The sequence below is a fragment of the Halobacteriovoraceae bacterium genome, from assembly GCA_020635115.1.
Taxonomy (GTDB): domain Bacteria; phylum Bdellovibrionota; class Bacteriovoracia; order Bacteriovoracales; family Bacteriovoracaceae; genus JACKAK01.
The window spans coordinates 275,651-300,382 of sequence record JACKAK010000007.1; the positions used below are offsets into that span (position 1 = coordinate 275,651).

Consider the following 24,732-nt stretch of genomic DNA (forward strand, 5'->3'; position numbering starts at 1 on the left):
GATTCCTTATTTATATGTATTTTGCCAAATACCACTGAATTGTTTTTTCTATGGCATCATCAAATTTAGATATTTCTTTAAAACCTAAGACATTTTCTATTTTTGAAGCATCTATAGCATATCTAAGATCATGTCCTGGTCTATCAGGAACAAATGTAATTAAATCTTCGTATTTTGTATGATTTTTTCTTGGAACTAACTCATCAAGTTTGCGACAAATGGAGTAGACAAGATCAATGTTTCTTAATTCATTGTTTCCTCCAATATTATAAGTCTGGCCACTTTCTGATCTATGAAATACCAAATCAATGGCCTTGCAGTGATCTTCAACAAATAACCAATCCCTAATATTTTCACCTTTACCATAAACTGGAATAGAGTTGTTATTTATGGCATTTCTAATAATTGTGGGGATAAGCTTCTCATCATGTTGATGAGGGCCGAAGTTGTTTGAACAGTTTGTAAGAGTTGTATTTAGTCCATATGTTTTATTATAGGCCCTGACCAAATGATCTGACGCTGCTTTTGAAGCAGAGTAGGGAGAGTTGGGCATATAGGGAGTAAATTCACTAAAGAGTCCTTCTTGTCCAAGAGAGCCAAAGACTTCATCTGTTGATATATGATGAAATCTTGATGTTTCAAAACCAGCTTTGACTTTATAGTTTTCATCTAGCCATACGTTTTTGACTTTATCTAATAAGACAAAAGTTCCAAGTATATTTGACTGGATAAAAACTTCTGGAGTCTGGATTGAGTTATCCACATGAGATTCTGCTGCAAAATGAATTACATCGTGGATATTGTATTCAGCAAAGATTTTATCAATGAGTTGTTTGTTGCAAATATTACCTTGAATAAACTTGTATTGTGGATGATCTTTAAAGTGTTCTAAAAATTGGGGGTTAGCAGCATAAGTGAGAACATCCAAATTTATGATAGAGTATTGTGGATATTTATTGATTATGTACTTAATGAAGTTTGAGCCAATAAAGCCAGAACCACCCGTCACAAGAATAGTTTGTTGCCCCATAATTTCTCCGGATACGTTTTTATCACTTTCTTTATAGCATTATGACTAGAGTATTTATAGGGCAAAAAACACCTGTGAATAACTATGCGTGTTAATAGTAAAGTTATATAAATATTGATACTCTTTCGATTGTTTTTGAATGATGGAGTTTATATGGAGCGTAGTACTGGTGATATAAGTGTTTTAGTATTGGCCGGAGGATTGGCCACAAGAATGCGTCCACTTACAGAAAAATTTCCCAAAATTTTGCTTGAAGTGGCCGGAAGACCATTTCTATTCCATCAGTTGGAGCTTTTGCGAAAAAATGGATTTAGAAATATTATCTTTTCTACAGGTTATCTTGGCGAATTGGTTGAAGAGGCCTTTGAAGGCAACAAAGAATTTAAGGATTTTAATATTGCTTTTTGTCATGATGGAAAAAATCGTTTAGGAACAGGTGGAGCGACCAAAAACAGTCTAGATTTATTAACAGATATATTTGTCGTATTATACGGTGATTCCTATTTGCTCTATGATTATTCAAAGATCCTTAAATCATTTGACGAAACAAAATATAATGCACTCATGACAGTATATCACAATGAAGATCTGCATGATTCTTCAAATGTTTATTTTGAAAATGGTGACATTGTAAAATATGATAAAATAGATAAAACTTCGGACATGAAACACATTGATTGGGGTTTTAATATTTTTCAAAAGTCAGCTTTTGAAAATTTCAAGGATCTGGAAATCTTTGATCTAAGCGAAGTTTTTCAAAAGTCACTCAAAGATAATAAGCTTCAAGGTTTTGAAGTTGGTCAGCGTTTTTATGAAATTGGATCTATTGATGGTTTAGAAGAATTAAATACTTTTTTGAGAAAAAACCTTTAATTCATAATTTTTACCAAAAATGGTCGTAAAGCCCCTGACTTTAGACATGGGGATATCAGACCGGGGTATTTTTTAAATACCCCTAAATAATACTTGATTTATAATGCACTGTATGATATCCTGATGTCATGAATATCACATACAAGAATAATAACAATATTTCGTATTCATGCAAATATCATATCGTTTGGTGTCCAAAATATCGTCGAAAAATACTTGTTGGAGCCGTTGAAAAAAGGCTTAAAAAAATAATTAAAGATATATGTAATGAATTAAAATGTGAACTATTTGATGTTGAATGCGATAAAGACCATATTCATCTTCTTGTTGAATGTGACCCTCAATTTGGAGTTCATAAATTAGTAAAAATACTAAAAGGGAGAAGCTCAAGGATTTTAAGAGAAGAATTTCCTGAATTGAAAAAGAAACTCCCAACATTATGGACAAATAGTTATTTTGTAAGCACGGTTGGCGGAGCACCACTCGAAATCGTAAAACAATATGTAGCAAATCAAAAAACGAGATACCAAGATATTAAAGAAAAAGGATGGAATAATAACGGAAGGGGGTAATTAAATCCTCTATTATACAATATATGAGAAAAAGTTTTAAATACAAATTATTCAACAACAAAAGAAAAGCAAGAAAACTTGAACAAGAGTTATTTGTATTTAATCAAATTTATAATCATTCATTAGCATTGATTAAAAAGCACTATAAATTATTCGGTAAAAACCCAAGCAAAAACAATCTGCAAAAACACCTTAAAAAATTAATGGATAGAGGTCAAAAACCTGAATGGAGGGCACCTGGGTATTCCCAAGGGATTCAGGACGTAACAGATAGGCTATATAAATCATACGACGCATTTTTTAAGTGGTGTAAACGGAGAAATGGACCTAGATTTGCTCCGCCAAAATTTAAGCCCTTTAGAAAAGCAAAATCATTCACTTTAAAGCAAGCAGGGTGGAAGCTTGATGAAGAAAAAGGTCGAGTTAAAATTGGAAAAACTTGGTATCGATATAATAATTCTAGAAAAATAATTGGAACACCAAAAACAATAACAGTTTCAAGAGACTCAGTCGGAGATTGGTACATCTCAATTAGCTGTGTGCTTGAAAAAGAATTTATTCCTTCCAACAGCAAGCCGGCGACGGGTAAAAGCGCGGGGTTTGACTTCGGATTAAAATCTTTTTTGACTGCAAGTGACGGAAGTGTGTACGAATCATCTGAGTTTTTAAATGTTCACCTCGATGAACTAAAAAACAAATCGAGAAAGCATTCAAAAAAGTTAAAAGGTTCAAAAAACCGAAAGAAGAGTCGTAAAGTACTTGCAAGAGTTCATAGGAAAATTGCAAACAAAAGACGAGATGCTCATTTTAAAATGGCACTCGAACTTGTTCAAAAATACGACTACATCTTTTTTGAAGACTTAAATCTTGAAGGCATGAAGCGCCTTTGGGGAAGAAAAATCTCAGACTATTCTTTTGCAATGTTTTTGCAAATTTTGGAATTCAAAGCAGTTGAACACAGAAAAACCCTTCATAAAGTGGATAGATTTTTTCCAAGTTCTAAACTTTGTTCAAAATGCGGAAACATTAAATTAAAAGATGAACTTCATTTAAAAGACCGTGTATACAGATGTGAATGTGGTCATGAAATGGACAGAGATTTAAACGCAGCAATTAATATTTTAAAGGAAGGGGCATCTTCCTTGGGGTTAGATGTGGTAATTCCTGAGTTCGCTCAGGTTCGCGTTGCTTGAACCCTAAGAATCCCCTGGATTTATCCATGGGGAGTATGTCAAAATAAAATCGTCATTTAATACACAATCAGTAGCAATTTTTTTCATGTGACCTAAATCATTTTCAGTATCGACATAACTCCAAATAGATAAGTCAGAAGTGAATGGAATATCATGTTCATATAAGTAAAAAAAGACATGTTCTCTGGCCCATAAATTTTTAACATCTACGCTTATGCCTTTGCATGATTTAATCTTTTTTCGAAGATCTCTCAAAGAAAGATCATAATTGAGTTTTACTTCTCTTGAACCATCATGGATAGATGGATAAGGGGGGTAACTATAATGAATTCCATTCTCATTCATTGCGGCCAATGGGCGATATAGGCCAAAGATAATATTTAAAAATATATAGATTAATGAAATATTTTTAAATAATTTTACTTCTTTTAAATATGAGTAAGAGATGAGAATAAAAAGAAAAGGCGAAATATAGGTGAGTGCTTTTCCTAAGGACCAAAGTTGTTTTTTGAGAATAAATATAGAGCAAATGCTTAGAAGGATAGTTAAATAGAGGAGTAATAATTGAAAATCTAAATTTTTGATATAGTTTTTAATATTTTTGAAGATAGAATATTTTAATGAAATTAGAAATAATGCGAGAGTTAAAGACCACAAAATGAGTTGTATTGTACCAAGATTGTGTATTGGGGTGATGAAGTAAAGTCCAAAAAAACCAGCGAGAAGATTAATAGCTAAGACAAAGAGTTGAATTAGGCCATTTCCACTGAAGAAAAAATCTTTGACAAATGTGGGCCAGTGAATATTTTTGATGGCCTCTTCTTTATTATCGAAGCCTAATTTGATAAAAGTATTTTCAGCTGCTGTTTTGAGATCAATGAGTAAATCACCCTGTCCAAAAAAGTATTTTTGGAAATAGGTCCAGAAAGTATTTTGGGATGAATTTGATTCAGTAAATTGACGAATGATAAAACCGATTGAACCTTCATAGAAGAAAAGTCCTAGAATGAGAACACAGCCAAATGTACCTAAAATTTTAGTGGAATCAATCAGGTTCAATTTTTTTGTATAGATTCCATACCCAAGGAGGGCAACAAAAAACGGCCCATGAAAGAGTAAGATTTCAGGGTAGATATAGAGCACTCCTCCCCCAAGAATAACGAGTGAAAGATAAAAATAGAAATTGAGATTATTTTTATTTCTAACAAAACAAAATGCTAGAAAATTCAATGAGAGGATGAGTGAGAAGGCCCCCATATGACTCCAGGCATTTATATCGAATATATATTGGCCAAAAAAACCAAGCACGAAGGCCATGGCCACAAGGGTTGATTTTGAAAACTTAAATTTAAAAAAAGTGATGAGTCCAAATAACAATGCGTTAAATGTTAAGAACCAAAGAGAGCACAGAAAAATATAATGATTATCTATCATTGAGCTCATTGAAAAAAAAGAAGTGAGTGCATGCGTAATATTGATTGAAGGTCGAACTGAGAGATTTCTTTTTCCAGTAAGTGCTATGGGTTTGTTCACGAGCTCATTTTCGGGAGTTGATTTTAAAAACTCAAAACTGTCTTTACTGTAACTGATGGATGAGCCTAGATATGAGAAATTATCCCAATGATTCCCTTGGAAGGAATAAAATTGAGGGCCACCAGTATAATAGGGTAAGAGTAAAAAAAAGCTAACAGCAAGCCCCACTGAATAGATAGTGAGATTTGTTTTTAAAATTTTTAAAATTGATTTTCTCTCAATCAATATGTTTAGAAATGAAACTATCCCTAAGAATATACATTGATAACTTAACGCAATCCCTAGTTTATAAAATATACTAGAAAAAATCGTTGCAATTGAAAATCCAATTGGTGCACTTAAAAGGAATGATTGGGGTAGGGGAATTCTTTTAGAAATTTGTTGCCCTAATCCACAGTAAAAAAGTATCAATAGTATAAAATATATCATGATTATTAAACAATCACTTTCGTTCCATCAAAGTCAAAGCGACATCTGACTTCTTTTAAACCTTGATTTCCCATGGCCCGTCTAAGTTTTTCATTGTCTTGAGCATAAAACATCAGAAATCCTCCTCCTCCTGCTCCAATGAGTTTACCTCCGACTGCTCCATTTTTAAGGGCCAGTTGATACCAATCATTAATCTGGGAATTACTCATACCGCTTGAACGTTTGACTTTATTTTCCCAATGAGTGTTCATGAGTTCACCAAATTTGAAAAGATCCCCTGCTTCGAGTGCGGCCTTCGATTGAAGTCCCAATTCTTTAACAAAGTGGAGATTATTGATCATTTCTTCATCATTTTTTTCGCTTTTTACTTTTTGGTCTTTCAAAATATTTGAAGCACTCCTAGAGTAACCGGTGAAGAAGAGTAGGAGATTATCTTCTAAATCATAAAGTGTCTCATTGGTAATATTCAAAGGAGAAGCAATGACTTTTCCATCTTTTTGAAATTCAAAACAAGTAAGACCTCCAAAGGCCGCGGCGTACTGATCCTGTTTTCCTATAGGTTCCCCAAGTTTATTAATTTCAATATCGCAGGCCATCTCTGCAAGTTCTTCCTGAGTTAAGATATGACGATTATAATAATGAAGGGCCTTAAGTAAACCTGTTGTAAATGATCCAGAAGATCCGAGTCCAGTTCCGGCCGGAATATCGGCCATAGAAGCTATTTCTAAATATTCGTTTCCTAGATGTATATCTTTTAATGCTTCTTTGATAATCGGATGTTTGATTTCATCAATAGTTCTTACTTTTTCAAACTCAGAATATTTTAAGATGTGATTTTTCTCATGAAATATTTTATGAATAGTAATATAAATATACTTGTTAATAGCACCAGCAATTAAAAAACCGCCGTATTTTTCATAATACGAAGGTAGGTCAGTCCCTCCTCCTCCAAGTGAAATTCTTAGTGGGCTACGAGTAATAAGCACAACTGCTCTCCTTGTAAATATGATCAACTATTTTAAGAGATTCATAGGCATCTGTTAAACTTCCCAACATCGGAGTATCTTGTTCTATGCAATCAATAAAATGTTCAAATTGTTTGTTCCAAGAGAGATCTTCACCAGAGTATTCAAATAACTCTGTTTCGGGAGGGCCCATCTCAGGGAGCATTTTATAATAAGTTAGTTTTTCAGTCCCGTAACTTCTTCCAAGTCCCTCAATTTGAATCTTACCTCTTCTTCCATATATTTCTAGAGAAAACATATTCTTCCATTCGGAGCAACTTACATGCAACCAAGCAATTTGTTGCTTTTGAGTCGTAAGCTTCATAAAGGCATTGTCATCTACTTTCATATCCCAAAAAAGAGTATGTGCTTCACCTTGAACAATTGGAAAATCGCCTAAATACCATCTCGATAAGTCGATAAGATGGACTCCCTGATCAATGAGCTCTCCCCCTCCTGAAAGTTCTGGATTGGCCCTCCATTCTTTTTCGTAGCCAACTCTTCCACCATGCCCATATCGACCTCTTAGAAACATAAGTTCTCCTAGATCTCCAGAATCGATTATCTCTTTAGCTTTTAACATCGCAGGATGGAAGCGATGATTGAATCCTGCCATTACTTTTAAATTAAATTCTTGAGCAGTTTTTAAAATCGGCCCAATTTCTTTGAAGTTTCGTCCACAAGGTTTTTCAACGATGACATGCTTTTTATTATCAACAGAAAACTTTGTAATTTCACTTAATTTCGATACAATTGTCGCAATGATGACAATATCGCATTCGCTTTGTGAAATGGCCTTTTGATAGTCATCAGTCAAAAGTGTATTTTGCGAGGCATATGTTTTAAGAGTTCTGGCCCTTTCAAGATCAGTGTCACAAAGAGCACAAACAATGTGGTCCTTCCCAATCGCTTTAAGCCTTTTTTCACCAATTAAACCACAGCCAATAATTGCCACTCGCATTTTAAACTCTTTCTAATAAGTGTTTATTATTTTTTAAGTAATCCAGAGTTTTTAAAATTGACTCTTCTATACTAAGTTTAGGTTTCCATCCAAGAGAACGAATTTTTTTGGTATCGAGAAATATAAAGGGATTATCTCCAACCCAACCTCTGTCTCCTCCTGTGTACATGAGCTTTGGAGTGAGACCTAAAGATTTTGTAATCCAATTAATCGAGTCATTAACCTGGCAATATTCGTCTGTTCCAAGATTATAAATATTTACATTTTCAGTGGCCCTATCAATTGTAGTTAAAATTGCATCAATGCAGTCTTGAATATAGAGATAAGATTTTCTTTGCTTTCCGTTTCCAAGTACTTCCATTTGAGAAGGGTCTTTGAGAAGTTTTTTATAAAAATCAAAAACATGGCCATGAGTATATCTTTCTCCTAGAATTGAAACGAATCTGAAAATATATCCAGTGAATCCAAAGCCCTCTGCATAGCTTGAAATTAAACCCTCTCCCGCAACCTTACTTGTTGCATAAAGTGATGTTTGGATTGGAAAAGCACCATCTTCAGGAGTTGGAATTGTTGGATGTTCACCATAAACTGAACCAGTAGAAGAAAATGCTATTTTTTTAATATTGTTTTTTCTCATTGCTTCTAAGACGTTAAATGTTGCAATGGTATTTTGTTCTAAGTCTTTTCTTGGATGTTTTAATCCATCTTTTACATCAGCATTTGCTGCAAAGTGAAAAACGAAATCATGCCCTGCGATACTAGAGTCGAGTGTGGATTCGTCCAAGAGATCAGCTTCGATCAAAGTACATTTATCATTTTTAAGGGCATTTTCAACAAAGTGTCGATGGCCAGTAGAAAAGTTATCGTAGATAGTGACACTATTTCCCATTTCGAGCAGCCTATCAACCATGTTACTTCCTATAAAACCAGCTCCACCAGTGACAAAATACCTCATATTAATCCTATTCGATGTGTTGAAATTACGGATAATATAGCAAACCATTGTAGAAATGAAAAAGGCTAAATTCTTGCTACCAGAGGAGAATTCATGAGTTTGGAAAATAGGAAGATGATTATAACGGGCGCGAGCACTGGACTTGGACTTGCGATGGCCAAGAGATTTGTGCAAGAAGGAGCACATGTGGCCATCTGTGCGCGATCCAGTGAAAAAATCCAATTGGCAAAAGATGAATTATCCAAATATAAAAAAAATGTGAATCAGATTATCTATGCAGCCGCATGCGACGTTGCTAATCAGCAAGATGTGAATTCATTTTTAGAAAATGCTGCAAAATCTATGAATGGTGTAGATGTTCTTATTTGTAATGCCGGAGTTTTAGGACCTAAGGGCGAGCTTGATGAGTATACTCTTAGTGATTGGATTAATACGATTAATATAAACTTAATTGGGACCGTTTCTTGTTGTCAGGAAGCTCTCAAGTTTTTAAAAAAATCAATTGATGCTAAAATTATAATTCTCTCAGGGGGAGGTGCAACTAAAGGAATGCCTTACGTATCGGCCTATGCGGCCAGTAAAGCAGGAGTTGTACGTTTTGCAGAGACTCTGGCCATGGAATTAGAGAAGTATAGAATTGATGTAAATTGTATTGCCCCAGGGGCAATGAATACAAAATTTTTGGATGAAGTCATAGCAGCTGGGCCGAGTAAAGTTCGTGAGGAATATTATAAGAGTTCGTTAAAACAAAAAGAAAGCGGTGGCGCAGGTTTTGAGAAGGCCACGAATTTAGCGGTTTATTTATCAAGTCAGTCTAGTAATGGTATTACAGGAAAGCTTATCAGTGCAATTTGGGATCCTTGGGAAATATTCAATGATCATCGAAAAGATATTCAAGAGACAGATGTTTACACTATTCGTAGGATTGCTCCAATCGATAGGGCGATGTCCTGGGATCCCTATGCAAATAATTAGAAATCTCTTTACCTGCCGTTGATTGGATAAGCATAGAGTGTGACGCCAGAGACTGTACCATCTTGGAAGATACAAGTTCCGTTGCTCTCGTAGTCACCATGTCCTTGATAAGCTCCAAGGTTTGGAGCGTAAACACATGCTTCGTTACTTTCGCATAGACCGTCATCATCTCCTATGTCATCAAAAGAAATTTCCTGAGCATTGACTAGAAATATATTAGTTTCGCAGCTTTCTCCTGTTTCGCATTTTCCATCCAAATCACCTGATCCATCGGGGATTTCATAGGAGAAGCTACTGAGGACTTTGTCACCATGAGCAGCACTTGGGCATGGTGAACCTGCTTGAAAAGTTTCATTTTCACTTTGAGTATCACCGACGCGGTTTCGTAAAAGAGTATCTGTCTGTTTTAAGCTGAAGTCCCAAATTGCACAGTCTCCGCTCGTACAGGCCCCACGTTGAGCCGAATCCGGAAAGGTACCTCCATCTAGACTATAACCTCTAAATTCGTTTTCAAAATTTAAAAAATCTGAAATATCTGTATAAGTGCTTAGTCCAGTCGATGCATCAGGTGATGTATTTATTGAATCTCCTGTTTTTCCTACAAATGAATTTGATACATCTAAATTAAAGAAAAACTTAGCATTTGAGTTTGGACTAGTATAATCGGACGAACCGTCTGTTCCACTTATAGTACAAGTTATATCTTCTACTCCATATTCAGTCGCACCACCTGAAGATTCACAATCTGCAGTTGTGTGCCCACCTGTTAAAACTTTATTTAAATAATAACCTCTTTTTCCGATGTCATAGATACCATTATCACCTGAATCGAATAGTGCTAGATTGTAAAACTTACTTCCTCCATAGTACGTATTAGTGTTACCAGTATTATTATATAAAGAATCATCAGTTGTATTTACAACGACAATATTATTAAAATAGTTAAGATCACTATCTTCAACTCCTCTATATGAAGAATTCACTATTGTAAAATGGCTTGCGATACTATAAGCACTGTCGGCATGAGAAATCCCAGAGTTTCCAGTCCCTACAATTAGAGCTGAAACCCAGCGATTTGTACCTTTGCTATCACCGAATGATCGAATTCCGTAACTTCCAACGTTGAAAATTCTTAAATTTTTCATTATGTTTAAAAATGAAGTTCCACCATATTCAATCCAAAAACCCTTACCGACTGCGTTTGCAACAGTAATATTTTCAAAATAATTATGAGACGTATAACCTGTGAGAAAAACACCATCACTTCCAACGTTTTCGACTTTAATATTATAAACGATATTGTTATGAGAGTTATTGATAATATTAACGCCATCTTGACTACAATTACTTATATTAACGTTTCTAATGTGAGAATGCTTTACACCATTGAGCATTAAACCATAATTCTCTTTGGTCGCATTTGGTGCTGAGCAGTTTAAGTTTGTTTCAATCCAGATATGTTTTTGAGAACCACTAACAATTAGACAACTCACATTATAGTTTACCAATTCTCCATCACTAGAATTACAATTCTTAACTGTATTACTTTGATTTTGCATTATCGAATTTCCCAGAGAGACAATTGAAACGCCATCTCCGTTAACATTATAACCATTAGAAAGAATATCAGTGTCATGATAGTAAATTGTATTTGGACTATCTCCAGAGACAGGAAGTTCAGTTACACTCGTTGTGGAATTATCAGGTAGTTCTTTTATCTCGTTTGACCACCAAACATTTGGATTACTTTGGGCAATAAGTGTTGAACCTTGATAAATACTAACTGAATTTTCTCTCCATCCCTGTGAGTCAATTAAATCTTTTAAACCTTTATTACTCTTTAAATAACTACTATAAAAGATAGCAGTTCCACTACTGTCATCACATTTCCATTTAAAAACTGCGAGATTTTCATTCAAAGTAAGAGCGTTACAACTACTATATCCAATAATTTCAACTTTTCTTCGCTCACCCGCATGGAGACAGTTGGTCCTATAATTTGATCCTACTGAACATGTTGTATCACTTTGATGATTCTTATCATTTATAAAATCATTTTCAATATAATCGTTCCAATTTGCGTGATTTGGGTAAGTTGGAGAAACTATGATAGTTTTAATTGGAAGACTTGATCCAGAAGATACTGAATCCTCAGATGTCAGATTACCCACTGATATAGCACTTTTGCCACAGCCTGATATAAATATAATAGTACAAAAGAGAAAAACTATTATCATAAAGTTATTCTAGACTATTTTTTTGATATTTTGTAAATGTTTGGAATTTAACTAGGAAAATTCATATTCTAATTTGAGTTTCTTCCTGAAAGTGTCAATAAAAGTGGGTCTTTGTCACTCTAGACTAAATGAAATAAAAACCGAGTTGTTTTATATCAGTACGTTACGTGTCTATTCTTCAGTCCCGTAAAAATCACTGACAATATAAGCAGGTCTGGCCTTAATTGCGTCATACATTCTGGCCATGTATTGTCCGATGATTCCAAGACATAAAAGTTGTACACCACTAAAGAATGAAATTAGCATAACAAGTGTAGGGTTTCCCCAGATGGGCTCATAACCTAAAATTTTCATAGTAAAATAAGTAAGTCCAAGGACAAAACTACCAAATGAAATAATGAGTCCAAGAACAGATATAAAATGCAATGGGTATTTAGAAAAACCAATGATTCCATTAAGTCCAATTGTGAGAGAACCAAGCCAACGATTATAGTTTCCTGTACCGGTTAAACGTGCATCTCTGTCATACAAGACAGCAATTTGTTTGAAACCTACATAGGCAACTAAACCTCTTAAAAAACCTTCATTGTCATGAATTTTCTTTAAATGATCCATCACTTTTCGATTCATAAGTCTAAAGTCGCCAGTGTTTTTGGGTATTTTAATGTCTGTGATACGGTTTATTACCCAATATCCAATATAGGCCACCATTTTTTTTATAAAGGTTTCTCCCTCTCGTGATCTTCGTTGAGCAAAGACAACATCATTTCCCTCTTTCCATTTCTCGACGAGAGACTCAATTAGCTCGGGTGGATCTTGCAAATCAGCATCAATCACCACACTAATGTCGCCTGAGCAATAGGCGAGTCCGGCCATCGTTGCAGCAGGTTGTCCAAAGCGCCTTGAAAATTTTAGAAGTTTAATATTTTTGTCATTGATTCGATGTTCTAAAATAACTTCTTCAGTTTTGTCAGGGCATGGATCAAGTGCAAAAATTATCTCATAATCACATTTCAAGTTTTGGATTACTTTTTTTAATCTCTCAATAAGGACAGGAACGTTTTTTTCTTCGTTGAAAACTGGTACAATCACAGACAGTTTATAATTTTTCATTAGATTGTGTAACCTACAGAGGTTGCGTCATTATAAAACATTTTAACCGTTTCATTGGAGAAATCTTCGAGATCTTTACCTAATAATTTTAGTTTATTAAGAATATCACCAGAGACCGTGATAATATCACACCCACATTCATTTGCCTGAAATATATTCAGAACTTCTCGTGGTGATGCCCAAAGTAGCTCAGTATAATCAGAATGATTTTTGGTTAGTTGTTTACATTTTGACATTAAAGGAACTGGATCAACTCCAGTGTCAGCTATTCTTCCTGCAAAAACTGACACTACCAAACCTTTAGTTTTTTCAGTATTTTTGAGAAGTTCTTCCACTTGTTTCTGTGTAAAAATGGCCGTCACATTGAGTTTGACTCCAGCATTTGTTAGATCGTTAATCAGTTCATATGAGTACTGTTTTTTTGTATTCATAATTGGAATTTTAACATAGACATTATTACCCCAACTTTTAATTTCAAGTGCCTGTCTTTTCATTTCTTCAAATTCATCAGCGAATACTTCAAACGATATAGGCAATTCTTTTATTTCAGATAAAATATCTTTACAAAAAGATACATAATCTTTGACTCCGGCCTTTTTCATAAGAGTAGGGTTGGTTGTTAAACCTTGGATATATTCCCTTTTGGCCATTTCAAGCATTTCCGCTTTGTCAGCACCGTCAGCATAGATCTTTATATCAAGATTAGATAATGTACTCATATCAACTCTCCCATTCGTTTTTTGGCACGATTATTTCTACAATATTTTTAATGGATTCTACAGTATAATCCGGAATTTCATTTTGTTTTTCTTCATAATGATAATCTATAAAGATAGTTTTTAATCCACAGGCCTTACCTGCGGAAATATCTGAAGTTCTGTCACCAATCATGAAACTTTGCATCGGGTCAATATTAAATTCTTCTATACCCATTAAAATCATGCCGGGTTTAGGCTTTCTACAGTTGCAATTATCCTCATTGTCATGCAAGCAGCAGTATACTTTCTCTATGGGAAGTTTATTGGCGACATGAGTATTAAGCTGTTCAATAACATCTAATTTTTGGGTTCCACGTTTATAGTCAGGCTGGTTTGTGACAACGATAAGAATGAAGCCATTTTCTTTTAAACTTCGACATACTTCATGTATTCCAGGATTGAACTCAAATTCAGATATTGACTGAGGTGGATAGGGTTTACCTTCTCTAACGATAGACTTGTTGATAACTCCGTCTCTATCTAAAAAAACGGCCTTTATTTTGTTGATTCCCATTTAGTCTCAGCTTTTTTGAGCAGAGGATGAGTGACAAGTAAATGCCAAACAATTCCTTGGAAGGCCTCTGATTGTGGAGTTACATGGGCCGGATTTACTGTAGGAATAATAACGACTGAGTCGGATGACTGAGCGGTGTAACCACCGTCTCTACCAACAATTCCTAAGATTTTAGATCCTCTTTTTTTTGCGAGATTGATGGCCTCGACCAGATTTGGACTCACATTTTTTTTCAAATTTCCACCACCGACAGATAAGATAAATATCGCGTCATTTTGATTTAATTTAGAAGTTTCTAACCAACCAGAAAAAATTCCAGACCATCCCTCATCGTTTGTTCTGGCAGTAAGTTCAGAAACATTGTCTGTCGGTGCGTATGCTTCGAATCCACAAATTTTTCTAAAATCATTTACTGCGTGGCCACAATTGCCGGCACTCCCACCAACTCCAAGAAAAAAAAGTCTTCCCCCATTGTCTCTCACTTCTCGAAGTTCAGAGGCAATAAATTCAATCTTCTGGGATGGAATTTTTTTTATAATTTCAATAGAATCGTTTAGAAATTGTTGGGAAAAGTTATCAGTCATTGCACTCACCTTATTTAAAATTTCAAGTCTGTCTCAATATACAGAGCGAGTTGACCTTTTCATGATCATACAGAACTTATATATTAAAACAGTATGATTTGAAAAGTTTTGGATATCGGGAGATGTAGGGAGAGTTATGGAAAGAAAAATGACAAATCTAGTTATTTGGACTTTTTGGGTCTGGAGTGCGTTTATTTTTACGTCATTCTCAGTATCTGCACTAGGTCATATTTTAATTCTGCCACCATGCCTTTACTTTGCTTATGCTAATTTCAAAGAAAAAAAATACAAACTTTCATATAGTCAGTTGACTCTTATTGCTTTGATTATCATCATTTTTGTTTCAATGCTCGTGAATTTTGAAGATTATGAAAAACCTTTAAAAATGTTCCTTAAATCAAAGTACTATTTTTTTGGTTGTTTCGGAACAATCGCATTAAATTATATGATTAAATTAGATATAAAAAAATTAAAGTTGAAATCAATGCTTAATCTTTTTATGGTTTCAACAATAATCGCATCAGTCTCTGGCATAATTGCTTTATATACACAATACCATCCTCTTAGAATGAAGGCCGCATGCCATGCAGATAGGGCCTGTGGAATGTACGGAATGTATATCACTTATGGATACCAGGCCGCGTTTGCACTTATTTTGTTAATTGGTATGTTTGTTTATCGAAAAAAACTTAATAACTATTTGAATGAAAAGTTACTCATCGTTGCAATCATATTTAATTTTGCTGGCCTTTATTTATCTTATACTCGAGGAGCATTATTAGGAGTCGTTATTGCTTTTCCTTTTTTATATAGAAAAAACTTTAAAAAGCTTTTTATATCAATTGGAGTACTAGCATGTCTAACTGGAATGTTTTATATATATTCTCCAAAATTAAAAGATATGTTTCAATCGGCCGAAAGAATGCGTTCTGTTAGTGTGCGATTATCCCAATGGAAAGCGGCACTCTTTGTATTTGAAAGACACCCTCTTATAGGAGTTGGTTTTAAGAATTTTGAACAAATGTCAGCTAAAATAAAAAAAGAAAATAATTTAGGAAGCCCAAATTTTGGTGGGCATGCTCACAGTAACTTTCTAGAGCATTTGGCAACAATGGGTATATTGGGATTTCTCATTACGATTGCGTTTCATATCTTTTGGGGTATTGAATTATTTAAGCGTAATGATATACTTGGCGATTTAATATTTCCTTTTTTTATATTATTTTCAATATCTGGATTAACTCAGTATACATTCGGGGATGGAGAAAATTTATTTTTTATCATGCTCATTTACATGATTTCACAAGTGAAGTTACCGAGATCTGAACTAAACAATTAGTTGGTTTATTAAATGTGAATTTTTTCAATTGTGTTGCAAACGGTCTTGGCCGTTTTACTCCAATCATATAAATGTGAGAAATCAATATCTTGATTCATTTGTTTATTTTGATTGTTCCTCAATATTTCAATTTTATTATAAATGTCTTCAATATTGTATGGGTCTACAAATAAAGTGTGTTCATTCGCAACTTCTTGCATAGATGAACCTCGAGAAGTTAGAACAGGACAATTACAGGCCAAAGCTTCAACTATTGGTAGACCAAATCCTTCATACAATGATGGAAACAACAGTCCTTTTGATGAATTTAAAATGATTCTTAATTCATCATCGGTTAGATATCCTGTGAACTCAACACGATCGATAAGCCCTAATTGGTTAATTAATTCAAGGGCCTTAAAGTAGAATCGTCCGTCTTGCTTTCCAATTATTTTGAGCTTAATACCTTTTGTTTTTGCAAAAGCTTTAATCGTATTATCAAAATTTTTATGGGGTCGTAAGTCTCCAATAAAAACCATAAAATTTTCTTTTTCAATATTATCTTCTTTATAAAATGTTGTATGATCAAATCCATTTGGGGCCACAATGATTTTATATTCAGGTGTTTTAAAATAATCAATGATATCCTTTTTAGTAAACTCCGATGGAGTAACGATGTATTTACTTTTTTTTATAATGAGAGGTATGAAAATTTTGTAGTACCATTTTAGATTTTTATGATATTCCTCAAAACGCAGTGGAATTATATCATGAATAGTTACAATTTGATCAAATCGTCCCCAAATACTTCCTTCCGGTAGAGGGGAGTAAAAAATTGTGTTTTTATCAGTGATTCTAAATGGGAGAACAATCTGATACCATAGAATTCTTAGTAGGTGACTAAAAAGTCCGTTATTAAATTTTAGAATTTTGGAAACTTTGAGAAATTTTATATTTTTGGAAAAAGAATCTTTTTCTAAAAAAAATCCACTTTTTATAAGACCAAGTTTTTTCAGCTCGAGGAGAATATTTCTAGAATAAACTCCAAAACCCGAAGTATGATAATGACATGCTAGGCCATTGAAAATTACACTTTTCATCCATTTCTTCATTGCTCTATTCTAAACCTTGACTTCAAAGCTGCAATCAAACAAAAAATTACAACTAAAGTTTCAGTAATAAAAGTACTGTATGCAGCAGCAACAGGGCCTGCTTTTGGTATAGTTAAGTAATTTAAAACCGCGTTTATTATAACGGCAATTAACGTTATATACAATAATACTTTTTCACGTTTTAATGCGACTAGTATTTGTGTTAAATAGTGTCCTAGGGTGACAATGGTGAGGGTCATTACCCATGGTGTAAAAAAAGGGCGAATATTTATTATATATTGGTGTTTTATAAGATTTAATAAACTGAAAAGACAACTAAGGGCCAAACCTAATGCAAAAAATAGTCCTAAATGATATTTTGCATTTAATGTTTTAGTTTTAATTTGCTCACTAAATCTAGGAAAAAAATAACTCATACAAAGACCTGGTATTAGAAAAAAGACTTCTAGAAATTTAACGCTTAGAGCATAATTGGCCACATATTTAATTCCAATGAGATTACCAATCATGATTTGATCTACCTTAAAATAGATGGCCATAAAATAACTTGCTAAAATAGCAAAAAATGTGTGTTTAATCGTTTGTTTTCCACTAAATTTTTGAGCAATTGCAATTTCTTTTTTCAGTTGAGTTTGGCGAAAAATTGTAGACGTTATAAAACTCAGTATAGAGCTGGAAAGTAGAATAATCATGATAACTTTCAAGTCGAGAGTCAAATTTAGTAAATAGAAAATAAATAAAATCAAAATGGGTAAGAATTTTTCTATAAACATGATTATCTGTTCATATTTGTAGAGTAGTGATCGTCGAAGTAGTGTCACATTGTGTGATCTAAGACTAAGAAAAAAGTAATGGGCCGAAAAGAGAATGACAATAAGTAGGTTGAGCTTAAAATAAAACGAATAGATTAATAAGAACGTCATAAAAGTAAGGAAAAAAGAACACTTAATCTTTAGTATTTTATTGACGCCATTTTCATTATTTACGAGTTTTAAATCTAATAAAGAATCCACAAATGGGATGAAGATCATAGATACGAGTGAAAAATAATATTGAAAACTACCATAGTCCTGAGTGTCTAATTGAGAATAAATATAGAGATTGAAAAAGAAAGAGAAGGACTTCGTAAGGCCAATGAAAAAAATATAATTTAACAATTTTAGAACAATTTCCATTCGAATTTATCTTTAGATATAAGTTCACTGTGATAGAGGATAGTGAGTATGGCCAAAAATGAAAACATAAAAAATACATCATAATTAAAACAGTCAAATATCTGAACAGAAAAAAACATGATTAAAACGAACTTGAAATCTATATTTTTGCAATGTGTGAAAATATATAATGTGATTAGTAGGAAACCAATGAATCCAATTAATCCCCATTCAACCAGGAAATTTATAAAAATATTATGGGCATTTAATTCTCTATAGGCATGAAATTTAAATATTTTGGGAGTCACAATTTTTCTAAAGTTATCAGGGCCAATTCCAAAGAGTAAATTTTTTTCAACTAATTCTTTTAGTCCTCCTTTCCATAGGGCCAATCTTAATGAAACTGTAGTTGATGCTTCGACTCCACCACCATTTAATAGAGTCGAGTAGTTGTTGAGTTTTTCTTTTTTACTATTTGAAATATTTTTCGTTTCTATTTTCTTGTTTTCATAAGTTCTTAAATTTCCATAGTTTTTTAAGGGTGTAAAAATTAGAAATGTTAGTATTACTAAAATTAAAGTTGTAACTTGCTTTTCTCGTATTGTTTTATAGATAAGAACGAGTATGAGTGCTAGTAGACCATTTCGACTTGAAGTTAAAATTATCTGAGTGGTAAATATGATTGTTATGAAGATTTGAGAATATTTTTTCCTGTCAGTAAATAGGAGTGAAAGGGATACTAAAATTGCAAGCTGATTTGGCCATTGTAAAATAGAAGCAATCCGAGGGGATATAACAAGTGAGGCCTGAGTTCTAAAAAAAGAAAATATCGTTGAATTGGGCGAAAAAAATTCTAATATTCCAAGAAATGAAATAATACTCATTAAAAAAATATATATAGTTTTGAATTTATTTATATTTTCTTTGTCCGCAAATATTAAATAACTATAAAAAGTAAAAATAGAATAGACGACATACTTTAAGGTTTGTTTTAAGGCCAATGAAATATTTTCTGAGAATGTTGAACTGATAATTAAAATTATGATTTGAGATATAATGAGAATTCCTAAATTAAAATCAATCTCTTTTAAAATAGATTTTAGAAGACCAATTCTGAAGACTAGGAATAGACTTAAAACAACATAAATAGGGATGAGATAAGGAAGTTTGTATTTAACAAATAAGCTAGAAAAAAAACAGTTATTAAAAAATAAAAATCATAATTTTTTAGATATTTTATGTTATCAAAATTGTTAAGCATTCAAAACACTCTATGGGAATAGTTGTTATAAATTTCAAATATTTTCTATTAACACAAATAATTTAAACTAACTTCCATTATACAAAAAGAAAAAAGTACAAGGAAATCGCCTATATACAAAAAAACAATAATTACACCATTTTTTTGCAAATAAAAAAAATCCATTCAACGTAAACATTTTGGGTGGATGTTGGATTTTAGTAAAGTTACACTTATTTCAAAAAGAAGAATTATCCCTCAATCAATTTGACTTGAATTTAACTAGAAAAAAGGGCTTCTATTATTTTTACATCTGTAAAAAGATATTTGAAATATCATATTATTGAATAATCCTACATTGTAGTCCAACTACTAAATTACAAAACTGTAAAGGGAGAGGAAAAGGGAAAAACTTAATCCATTTGTAATCGAAACCTACATTTTTTAATTCGAATAAAATTTCATCTAAATTACTGACATGCTCCCTTTCAATAAACCACTTATAAGAAGTTTTGTATTTTCTTTCAAAAAGCCTTTGTGCAGAAATTTTCCTCGCAATATTGTAGGCCAACGATCCTTCGCAAGGTAGAACAAAATCGCAAAATCCATCTGGCTTTAGTAAGCGCTTCATTTCAATAAGCGCTTTTGGAAGATTTGTTAAGTGTTCAAGTACATGGATTGCCACAATACGATCGAATGAATGATCAGCAAAATTAGTTCTTTGTTGAATATCGCCCACCACTGGAGTAACTTTTGGGAAACGTTTGCCAAGCTCAGCAGACATTTCTTTCCGTAACTCTAGGGTAAAATAATCTTGATTTTCTAGATTTTCATATTCGATATGTGCACCAAGTCCGGCACCAATTTCAAGGGTTTTAATTTTATTTGAAAAACTTTGATTTTTGATACCCCATGAATGGTTAAATCTTTCTATAAGACCATATTTTTGTGGGAGAATTTGATGCCAGTGATACATAAAGTCATTACGAATCTTTATCTGTTCTTCAGTCAAATCTGAAAATGTTTTTGGCCATTCGGACATATTGATTTATCCTTTATGAAAATTTATTCTTCTAAATATTCTTATGTTACTTTACATAAATTTTGAATAGTATTGCAAATAAATCTAACAAGGGAGATAGTTTTTAAGACATCGAAAATAGCTCTATATTTAGGCATATCGATATATGGACGTATTCGTTAAAGAGTTTTCTCAATAAATATTTATGATTAGCAACAATTCTTATCAAATATGCGCGTGAAACTCGGCCCCTCGGTTTGTATTTGCAATCCAGAAAAAAATTGAAATTAAAAAATAATATACATATATAAAGAAATCGCCAGTATGCCAAAAATATCAAAGATCACACCATTTTTTAGCATTTCTTTTAAATTTATTTGACCTGTACCATAAATAATGGCATTTGGCGGCGTTGATACAGGGAGCATAAAGCCAAAACTCGCACCAAATGCAGTAGCAATAATTGGAGCTTCAAAGTTTTGGACAATATTATATTCTTTTAAAACTGCCAAAAGTATAGGAATGACTATTGCTGCAGAAGCAGTATTAGAACTAAGTTCGGACATTGCAACAGAAAAAATAACTGCTAGAAGCAAAATAAAGAACAATGATGAATGAGCAGTAATCCAACTGAAAGTATGATTGCCTATTATTTTTGCAAGTCCAGATTGAGTAAGGATGTGCCCCAAAGTGAGTCCGCCTCCAAAAAGAAGTATTGTCCCCCAATCAATTTGACTTGCATCTGCCCAAGTGAACGTATTTTTATTATTTTCTTCTTTTAAAAAAAATAAAAGCGAACTGGAAAATATAGCAACAGCACCCATTGGTAGACGCTTATTTAATTCAATCACAAAATGTGAATGAGGAAAAATTTCAAGAATGATACCAGGAAGAATCCATAAAAAAATGGCCAACAGAAAGCAACAAAGAACTTGCAATTGAGCAATATTTATACTGCCTAACTCTTTGTATTTTTTTTTAAAAAAAGAATTAATCCCCTCTAGGTTTTTTTCGTGAAGTGGAATGCGTACTTCAAAAATTACTCCTAGAATAAAAAGCATAATTAATGATAAGGGGAGACCAATAATTAACCAATCAACAAATGTGATGGTAATTCCTAACTCTTTCAAATAACTAATGGCCAATAAGTTTGGTGGAGAGCCGATTGGAGTGGCAAGACCACCGATACTCGAAGAAAATGCACATGTTAGCAAAATTCTGTTTTTAAAAGATTGCATTACATTTTCATCATCGATTTTTTCTTTAATTATATTAATAATTCCAAGTGCTATGGGGACGACAATTGCACATGTTGCCGTATTAGATATCCACATACTAAGAAAAAAACAAAGTAGTGCAAATATATGACAAAGATAGGACAGTGAATTTCCTTTAAAGAATTTTGATAGAAAATAATATGACACCCTCTTATCGAGTTGATGTTTTATCATTGATTGAGACATAATAAAACTTCCAATGAACAAAAATAATATTTGATGCCCAAAAGAAGAAAAAGCTTCTTTCGTGGGTAATAATCCATAAAAAATTGCTAGGACAGGGACCAGAATACCCGTTATAGGCAATGGAATGAGTTCAGTAAACCACAATAAAACAACAGATATAAATAAAGGTAGGGCCTTCGTCATATCTGGAATGAAGAGTGATGAAATAATTAGGGGAAAAAGTAAAACAGAGATAATTTTTAATTCAGAGCTTTTTAAAAACTTGTTCATAATTCCTCAATTTTTTATAATTAATATCTGAATTCGCTAGTTCTGGCCATCTGAATTGATTTTTAGATTTTGAAAATATTTACATCACTGAACTTACAATTTAAAATGCAAATATGAGAGAAGAAAGCGAAAACCATGAATGTCCAAATTGCAAACAGATGACTTTGCATTGTCCTTTTTCTCAAAATAAAAAAATTGTGAAGTGTACAAGCTGTAAGGCCAAATATGAAATTTCATTTAAGTTGCAAACGATGGCACCAGGACATGAAGAACACGAGTATTATAAGGCCATTATCAAGAAAGCAAAAAAATAATTATTTTTCACTAAGTATCTTATCGAGAAATTTAAAAACTCCGACACTACCTTCTTCCATTTCATTGAGAGAGTGCATAAAACTTTCTAGGTCATAATTATTTGTTTCTAATGCCTCAAGTATTTTTTTAGTACCATTGTGTACAACTGAGTGTGGTTTTTCTAGTTCTCTATAACTTCTTAAATGAGAAAAGTTTTTGTCTCCCTCACCCTCATAATACCATTTTCCCAATCTGCAATTATGGTAATCAACAAATTGAAATGTTGGACGTTTTTTTAAAATAGAAAGATAAGTATTAATTTTCCAAATGACATGATCTAATTTTGCAAGAGTCACAAATACTCGATCACTATTTTTAGTGACATTTTCAAAGGCCAGTTTGTTGATTTGTCTCGTTTGAAGAATATTAAGGCTAAATTCATCTAAAACTGAATTATTTTCACTTGATTGATCAAGTGCTCTATTCATATTATCTTCAACTTTCTTAGAACTCTTGCCAATATTTTCAAGAACAGTCTCAACATCACTTACTAATTTTGATGTTTGCTTGGAAAGTTCCTTTACTTCATTGGCAACAACTGCAAAACCTTTTCCGGCCTCACCGGCCCGCGCGGCCTCTATCGTGGCATTCAGGGCAAGAAGATTCGTCTGTTCTGCTACTTCTTGAATACCTTTTAGAAAATCTGTAACTTTCAAGACACTGTCAATCATCTCGTTTGCACTTTGGATGGTTTCACCTAAGACAGTTTTCATAGAGTTACTGTTTTTGACTATTTTATCTGAACTATCCACCAACTTATTAAAATGACCTGAAATCTCACTATAACTTCCTTGTGTCTCCCTGTTGTAGGCCACGGATTCAGTAAGATTTTCTTGAATTGTCACAAGACCATCTTTGAGTTTTTCATTAGCAGTTTCTAATATTTCTATAAGTTTATTTTCATTCATAAAAATATTATGCAGAAATTCCTAAATATTCACAAGTTATTCTGTAATTATTTTGAAAGCTTTAACGAATTCATCAACATTAGTTTTTGTTGCAGAAGTTCCCATGAGACCAATTCTCCAAATCTTACCGGCCATAGGTCCAAGACCGGCACCTATTTCAATATTGTGCTGATTCAACAGGGATGATCTAAACTTAGCATCATCTATTTTTTCTGGTCTTCTAATCGCATTTAGATTTGGCAGACGAACTCCATCTCTCACAAAAAACTCTAGACCTATCTTGGCCATTTCATTTTTAAAGTAGTTATGTATTTTAGTATGTTTTATCCATGAATTTTCCAGTCCTTCATCATGTAGTTGAAGAAGAGACTCATGAAGTCCATATAAATTGTTAATTGGAGCAGTATGATGATATGATCTTCCCCCATCTCCATTCCAATAAGTAAGGAGAAGGTTCAAATCTAAAAACCAACTTGGACATGGACTTTTTCTTTTTTGAATTGATTCAATTGCATTGTCACTAAAAGTAATTGGAGCTAGTCCAGGGGGAGCAGAGAGGCATTTTTGAGTACCAGAGTAAACCACATCTAATTCCCATTCATCTACTTTTAATTCTATTCCTCCCAAAGAGGTAACAGTATCCACAATAGATAAGCAACCAAACTCTTTAGCAATTTGTGCAAGGTTTTTAGCATCACTTAACACTCCTGTGGAAGTTTCAGCATGCACCAAAGCAACGGCCTTAACATCTTTTTCTTTTTTTAGTGTTTCTCTTAGAACATTTGGATCAATCTCTTTACCCCACTCAAAATCCAAAGCAATCGGTTTAGCTTTGATTCTGTTTGCAATATCAAGCATTCTTTTTCCAAATACTCCATTGATACAGATTACAATTTTGTCATTTTCTTCCAATAAATTGACAAGGGCCATTTCCATTGCAGCTGATCCTGGAGCAGATAGTGGAAAAGTCATTTTGTTTTTTGTGAGAAACGTTTTTCTTAAAAGATCTTTAGTGTCTTCCATGAACTCTACAAAGCAAGGATCAAGATGACCTATCGTATCTCTGGCCAGAGCATCTAAGACTCTTTGAGACACATCACTGGGCCCAGGTCCCAAAAGTATTCTTTTCTTTGGATAGAAGGAGGCCATGTATACTCCAAT

General features: G+C 33.2%; 23 protein-coding genes. 6 read left to right on the forward strand and 17 right to left on the reverse strand.

The features are described from left to right. Window positions 1-10: 10 nt before the first annotated feature. Window positions 11-1,030: a dTDP-glucose 4,6-dehydratase gene (gene rfbB / locus H6622_13030; protein MCB9062438.1), complete on the reverse strand. Its 1,020-nt coding sequence runs from the start codon at window positions 1,028-1,030 to the stop codon at window positions 11-13. A 153-nt stretch (window positions 1,031-1,183) separates the two neighbouring features. On the opposite strand from rfbB, the gene H6622_13035 reads away from it, so the two are divergent. From H6622_13035 to H6622_13045, 3 genes are all read left to right on the forward strand, one after another. Continuing rightward, window positions 1,184-1,903 carry an NTP transferase domain-containing protein gene (locus H6622_13035; GenBank protein ID MCB9062439.1) on the forward strand — a complete coding sequence of 240 codons (720 nt, stop codon included), beginning with the start codon at window positions 1,184-1,186 and terminating at the stop codon, window positions 1,901-1,903. Window positions 1,904-2,031: 128 nt separating this feature from the next. Next, window positions 2,032-2,475 carry an IS200/IS605 family transposase gene (tnpA, locus tag H6622_13040; GenBank protein MCB9062440.1) on the forward strand — a complete coding sequence of 148 codons (444 nt, stop codon included), beginning with the start codon at window positions 2,032-2,034 and terminating at the stop codon, window positions 2,473-2,475. A gap of 23 nt (window positions 2,476-2,498) precedes the next feature. After that, on the forward strand, window positions 2,499-3,668 hold the full coding sequence (locus tag H6622_13045; protein ID MCB9062441.1) for a transposase: 1,170 nt from the start codon (window positions 2,499-2,501) through the stop codon (window positions 3,666-3,668). Between the two features lie 3 nt (window positions 3,669-3,671). Here the strand turns inward: H6622_13045 and H6622_13050 are convergent, their stop codons facing one another. From H6622_13050 to H6622_13065, 4 genes are read right to left on the reverse strand one after another with little or no spacing between them, the layout of a single operon-like run. After that, window positions 3,672-5,630, reverse strand: coding sequence for a hypothetical protein (locus H6622_13050; protein MCB9062442.1), 1,959 nt, complete (start codon window positions 5,628-5,630; stop codon window positions 3,672-3,674). Between the two features lie 5 nt (window positions 5,631-5,635). Continuing rightward, entirely contained in the window at window positions 5,636-6,616 is a 981-nt protein-coding gene (locus H6622_13055; GenBank protein MCB9062443.1) for a galactokinase, read from the reverse strand. Continuing rightward, window positions 6,600-7,595, reverse strand: coding sequence for a Gfo/Idh/MocA family oxidoreductase (locus tag H6622_13060; protein MCB9062444.1), 996 nt, complete (start codon window positions 7,593-7,595; stop codon window positions 6,600-6,602). The genes H6622_13055 and H6622_13060 overlap by 17 nt, the downstream gene beginning before the upstream one ends. A 1-nt stretch (window position 7,596) precedes the next feature. Next, window positions 7,597-8,550: an NAD-dependent epimerase/dehydratase family protein gene (locus tag H6622_13065; protein ID MCB9062445.1), complete on the reverse strand. Its 954-nt coding sequence runs from the start codon at window positions 8,548-8,550 to the stop codon at window positions 7,597-7,599. Window positions 8,551-8,643: 93 nt separating this feature from the next. On the opposite strand from H6622_13065, the gene H6622_13070 reads away from it, so the two are divergent. After that, window positions 8,644-9,525, forward strand: coding sequence for an SDR family oxidoreductase (locus H6622_13070; protein MCB9062446.1), 882 nt, complete (start codon window positions 8,644-8,646; stop codon window positions 9,523-9,525). Window positions 9,526-9,533: 8 nt separating this feature from the next. On the opposite strand, the gene H6622_13075 is transcribed toward H6622_13070, so the two are convergent. The 5 genes from H6622_13075 to H6622_13095 all read right to left on the reverse strand — a co-directional run bounded on the left by H6622_13075 (window position 9,534) and on the right by H6622_13095 (window position 14,731). Next, complete coding sequence (locus tag H6622_13075) at window positions 9,534-11,762, reverse strand: hypothetical protein (GenBank protein ID MCB9062447.1); 2,229 nt, start codon at window positions 11,760-11,762, stop codon at window positions 9,534-9,536. 171 nt (window positions 11,763-11,933) lie between these two features. Beyond that, the gene (locus tag H6622_13080) at window positions 11,934-12,875 is read right to left on the reverse strand and encodes a glycosyltransferase family 2 protein (protein MCB9062448.1); all 942 of its coding nucleotides are present in this window, start codon (window positions 12,873-12,875) and stop codon (window positions 11,934-11,936) included. Then, a complete protein-coding gene (locus H6622_13085) occupies window positions 12,875-13,594 on the reverse strand; it encodes a transaldolase (protein ID MCB9062449.1) in 720 nt (239 codons plus the stop codon). Before H6622_13085 ends, H6622_13080 begins: the two co-directional genes overlap by 1 nt. A gap of 1 nt (window position 13,595) precedes the next feature. Further along, a complete protein-coding gene (locus H6622_13090) occupies window positions 13,596-14,147 on the reverse strand; it encodes an HAD-IIIA family hydrolase (GenBank protein ID MCB9062450.1) in 552 nt (183 codons plus the stop codon). Then, window positions 14,129-14,731, reverse strand: a complete 603-nt coding sequence (locus H6622_13095) for an SIS domain-containing protein (protein ID MCB9062451.1) — start codon at window positions 14,729-14,731, stop codon at window positions 14,129-14,131. Before H6622_13095 ends, H6622_13090 begins: the two co-directional genes overlap by 19 nt. Window positions 14,732-14,867: 136 nt before the next feature. Between H6622_13095 and H6622_13100 the strand changes: the two genes are divergently transcribed. Next, entirely contained in the window at window positions 14,868-16,070 is a 1,203-nt protein-coding gene (locus H6622_13100) for an O-antigen ligase family protein (protein MCB9062452.1), read from the forward strand. Window positions 16,071-16,078: 8 nt separating this feature from the next. Here H6622_13100 and H6622_13105 read toward each other — a convergent pair whose 3' ends face one another. The 5 genes from H6622_13105 to H6622_13125 all read right to left on the reverse strand — a co-directional run bounded on the left by H6622_13105 (window position 16,079) and on the right by H6622_13125 (window position 22,309). Next, window positions 16,079-17,149, reverse strand: coding sequence for a glycosyltransferase family 4 protein (locus tag H6622_13105; protein MCB9062453.1), 1,071 nt, complete (start codon window positions 17,147-17,149; stop codon window positions 16,079-16,081). 8 nt (window positions 17,150-17,157) lie between these two features. Further along, window positions 17,158-18,336, reverse strand: a complete 1,179-nt coding sequence (locus H6622_13110) for a polysaccharide biosynthesis C-terminal domain-containing protein (GenBank protein ID MCB9062454.1) — start codon at window positions 18,334-18,336, stop codon at window positions 17,158-17,160. After that, entirely contained in the window at window positions 18,321-19,199 is an 879-nt protein-coding gene (locus tag H6622_13115) for an O-antigen ligase family protein (protein ID MCB9062455.1), read from the reverse strand. Before H6622_13115 ends, H6622_13110 begins: the two co-directional genes overlap by 16 nt. A 696-nt stretch (window positions 19,200-19,895) precedes the next feature. Then, entirely contained in the window at window positions 19,896-20,597 is a 702-nt protein-coding gene (locus H6622_13120) for a class I SAM-dependent methyltransferase (protein MCB9062456.1), read from the reverse strand. A 266-nt stretch (window positions 20,598-20,863) separates the two neighbouring features. Continuing rightward, window positions 20,864-22,309 (reverse strand): DASS family sodium-coupled anion symporter, encoded by a 1,446-nt coding sequence (locus H6622_13125; GenBank protein ID MCB9062457.1) that lies wholly within the window; start codon window positions 22,307-22,309, stop codon window positions 20,864-20,866. A gap of 113 nt (window positions 22,310-22,422) precedes the next feature. Here H6622_13125 and H6622_13130 point away from each other — a divergent pair, with 113 nt between their 5' ends. Continuing rightward, window positions 22,423-22,623, forward strand: coding sequence for a hypothetical protein (locus H6622_13130; GenBank protein ID MCB9062458.1), 201 nt, complete (start codon window positions 22,423-22,425; stop codon window positions 22,621-22,623). On the opposite strand, the gene H6622_13135 is transcribed toward H6622_13130, so the two are convergent. Beyond that, window positions 22,624-23,571 (reverse strand): CZB domain-containing protein, encoded by a 948-nt coding sequence (locus H6622_13135; GenBank protein ID MCB9062459.1) that lies wholly within the window; start codon window positions 23,569-23,571, stop codon window positions 22,624-22,626. It lies immediately after the preceding gene. 36 nt (window positions 23,572-23,607) lie between these two features. Next, window positions 23,608-24,720, reverse strand: coding sequence for an alanine--glyoxylate aminotransferase family protein (locus H6622_13140; GenBank protein ID MCB9062460.1), 1,113 nt, complete (start codon window positions 24,718-24,720; stop codon window positions 23,608-23,610). Between the last annotated feature and the right edge of the window lie 12 nt (window positions 24,721-24,732).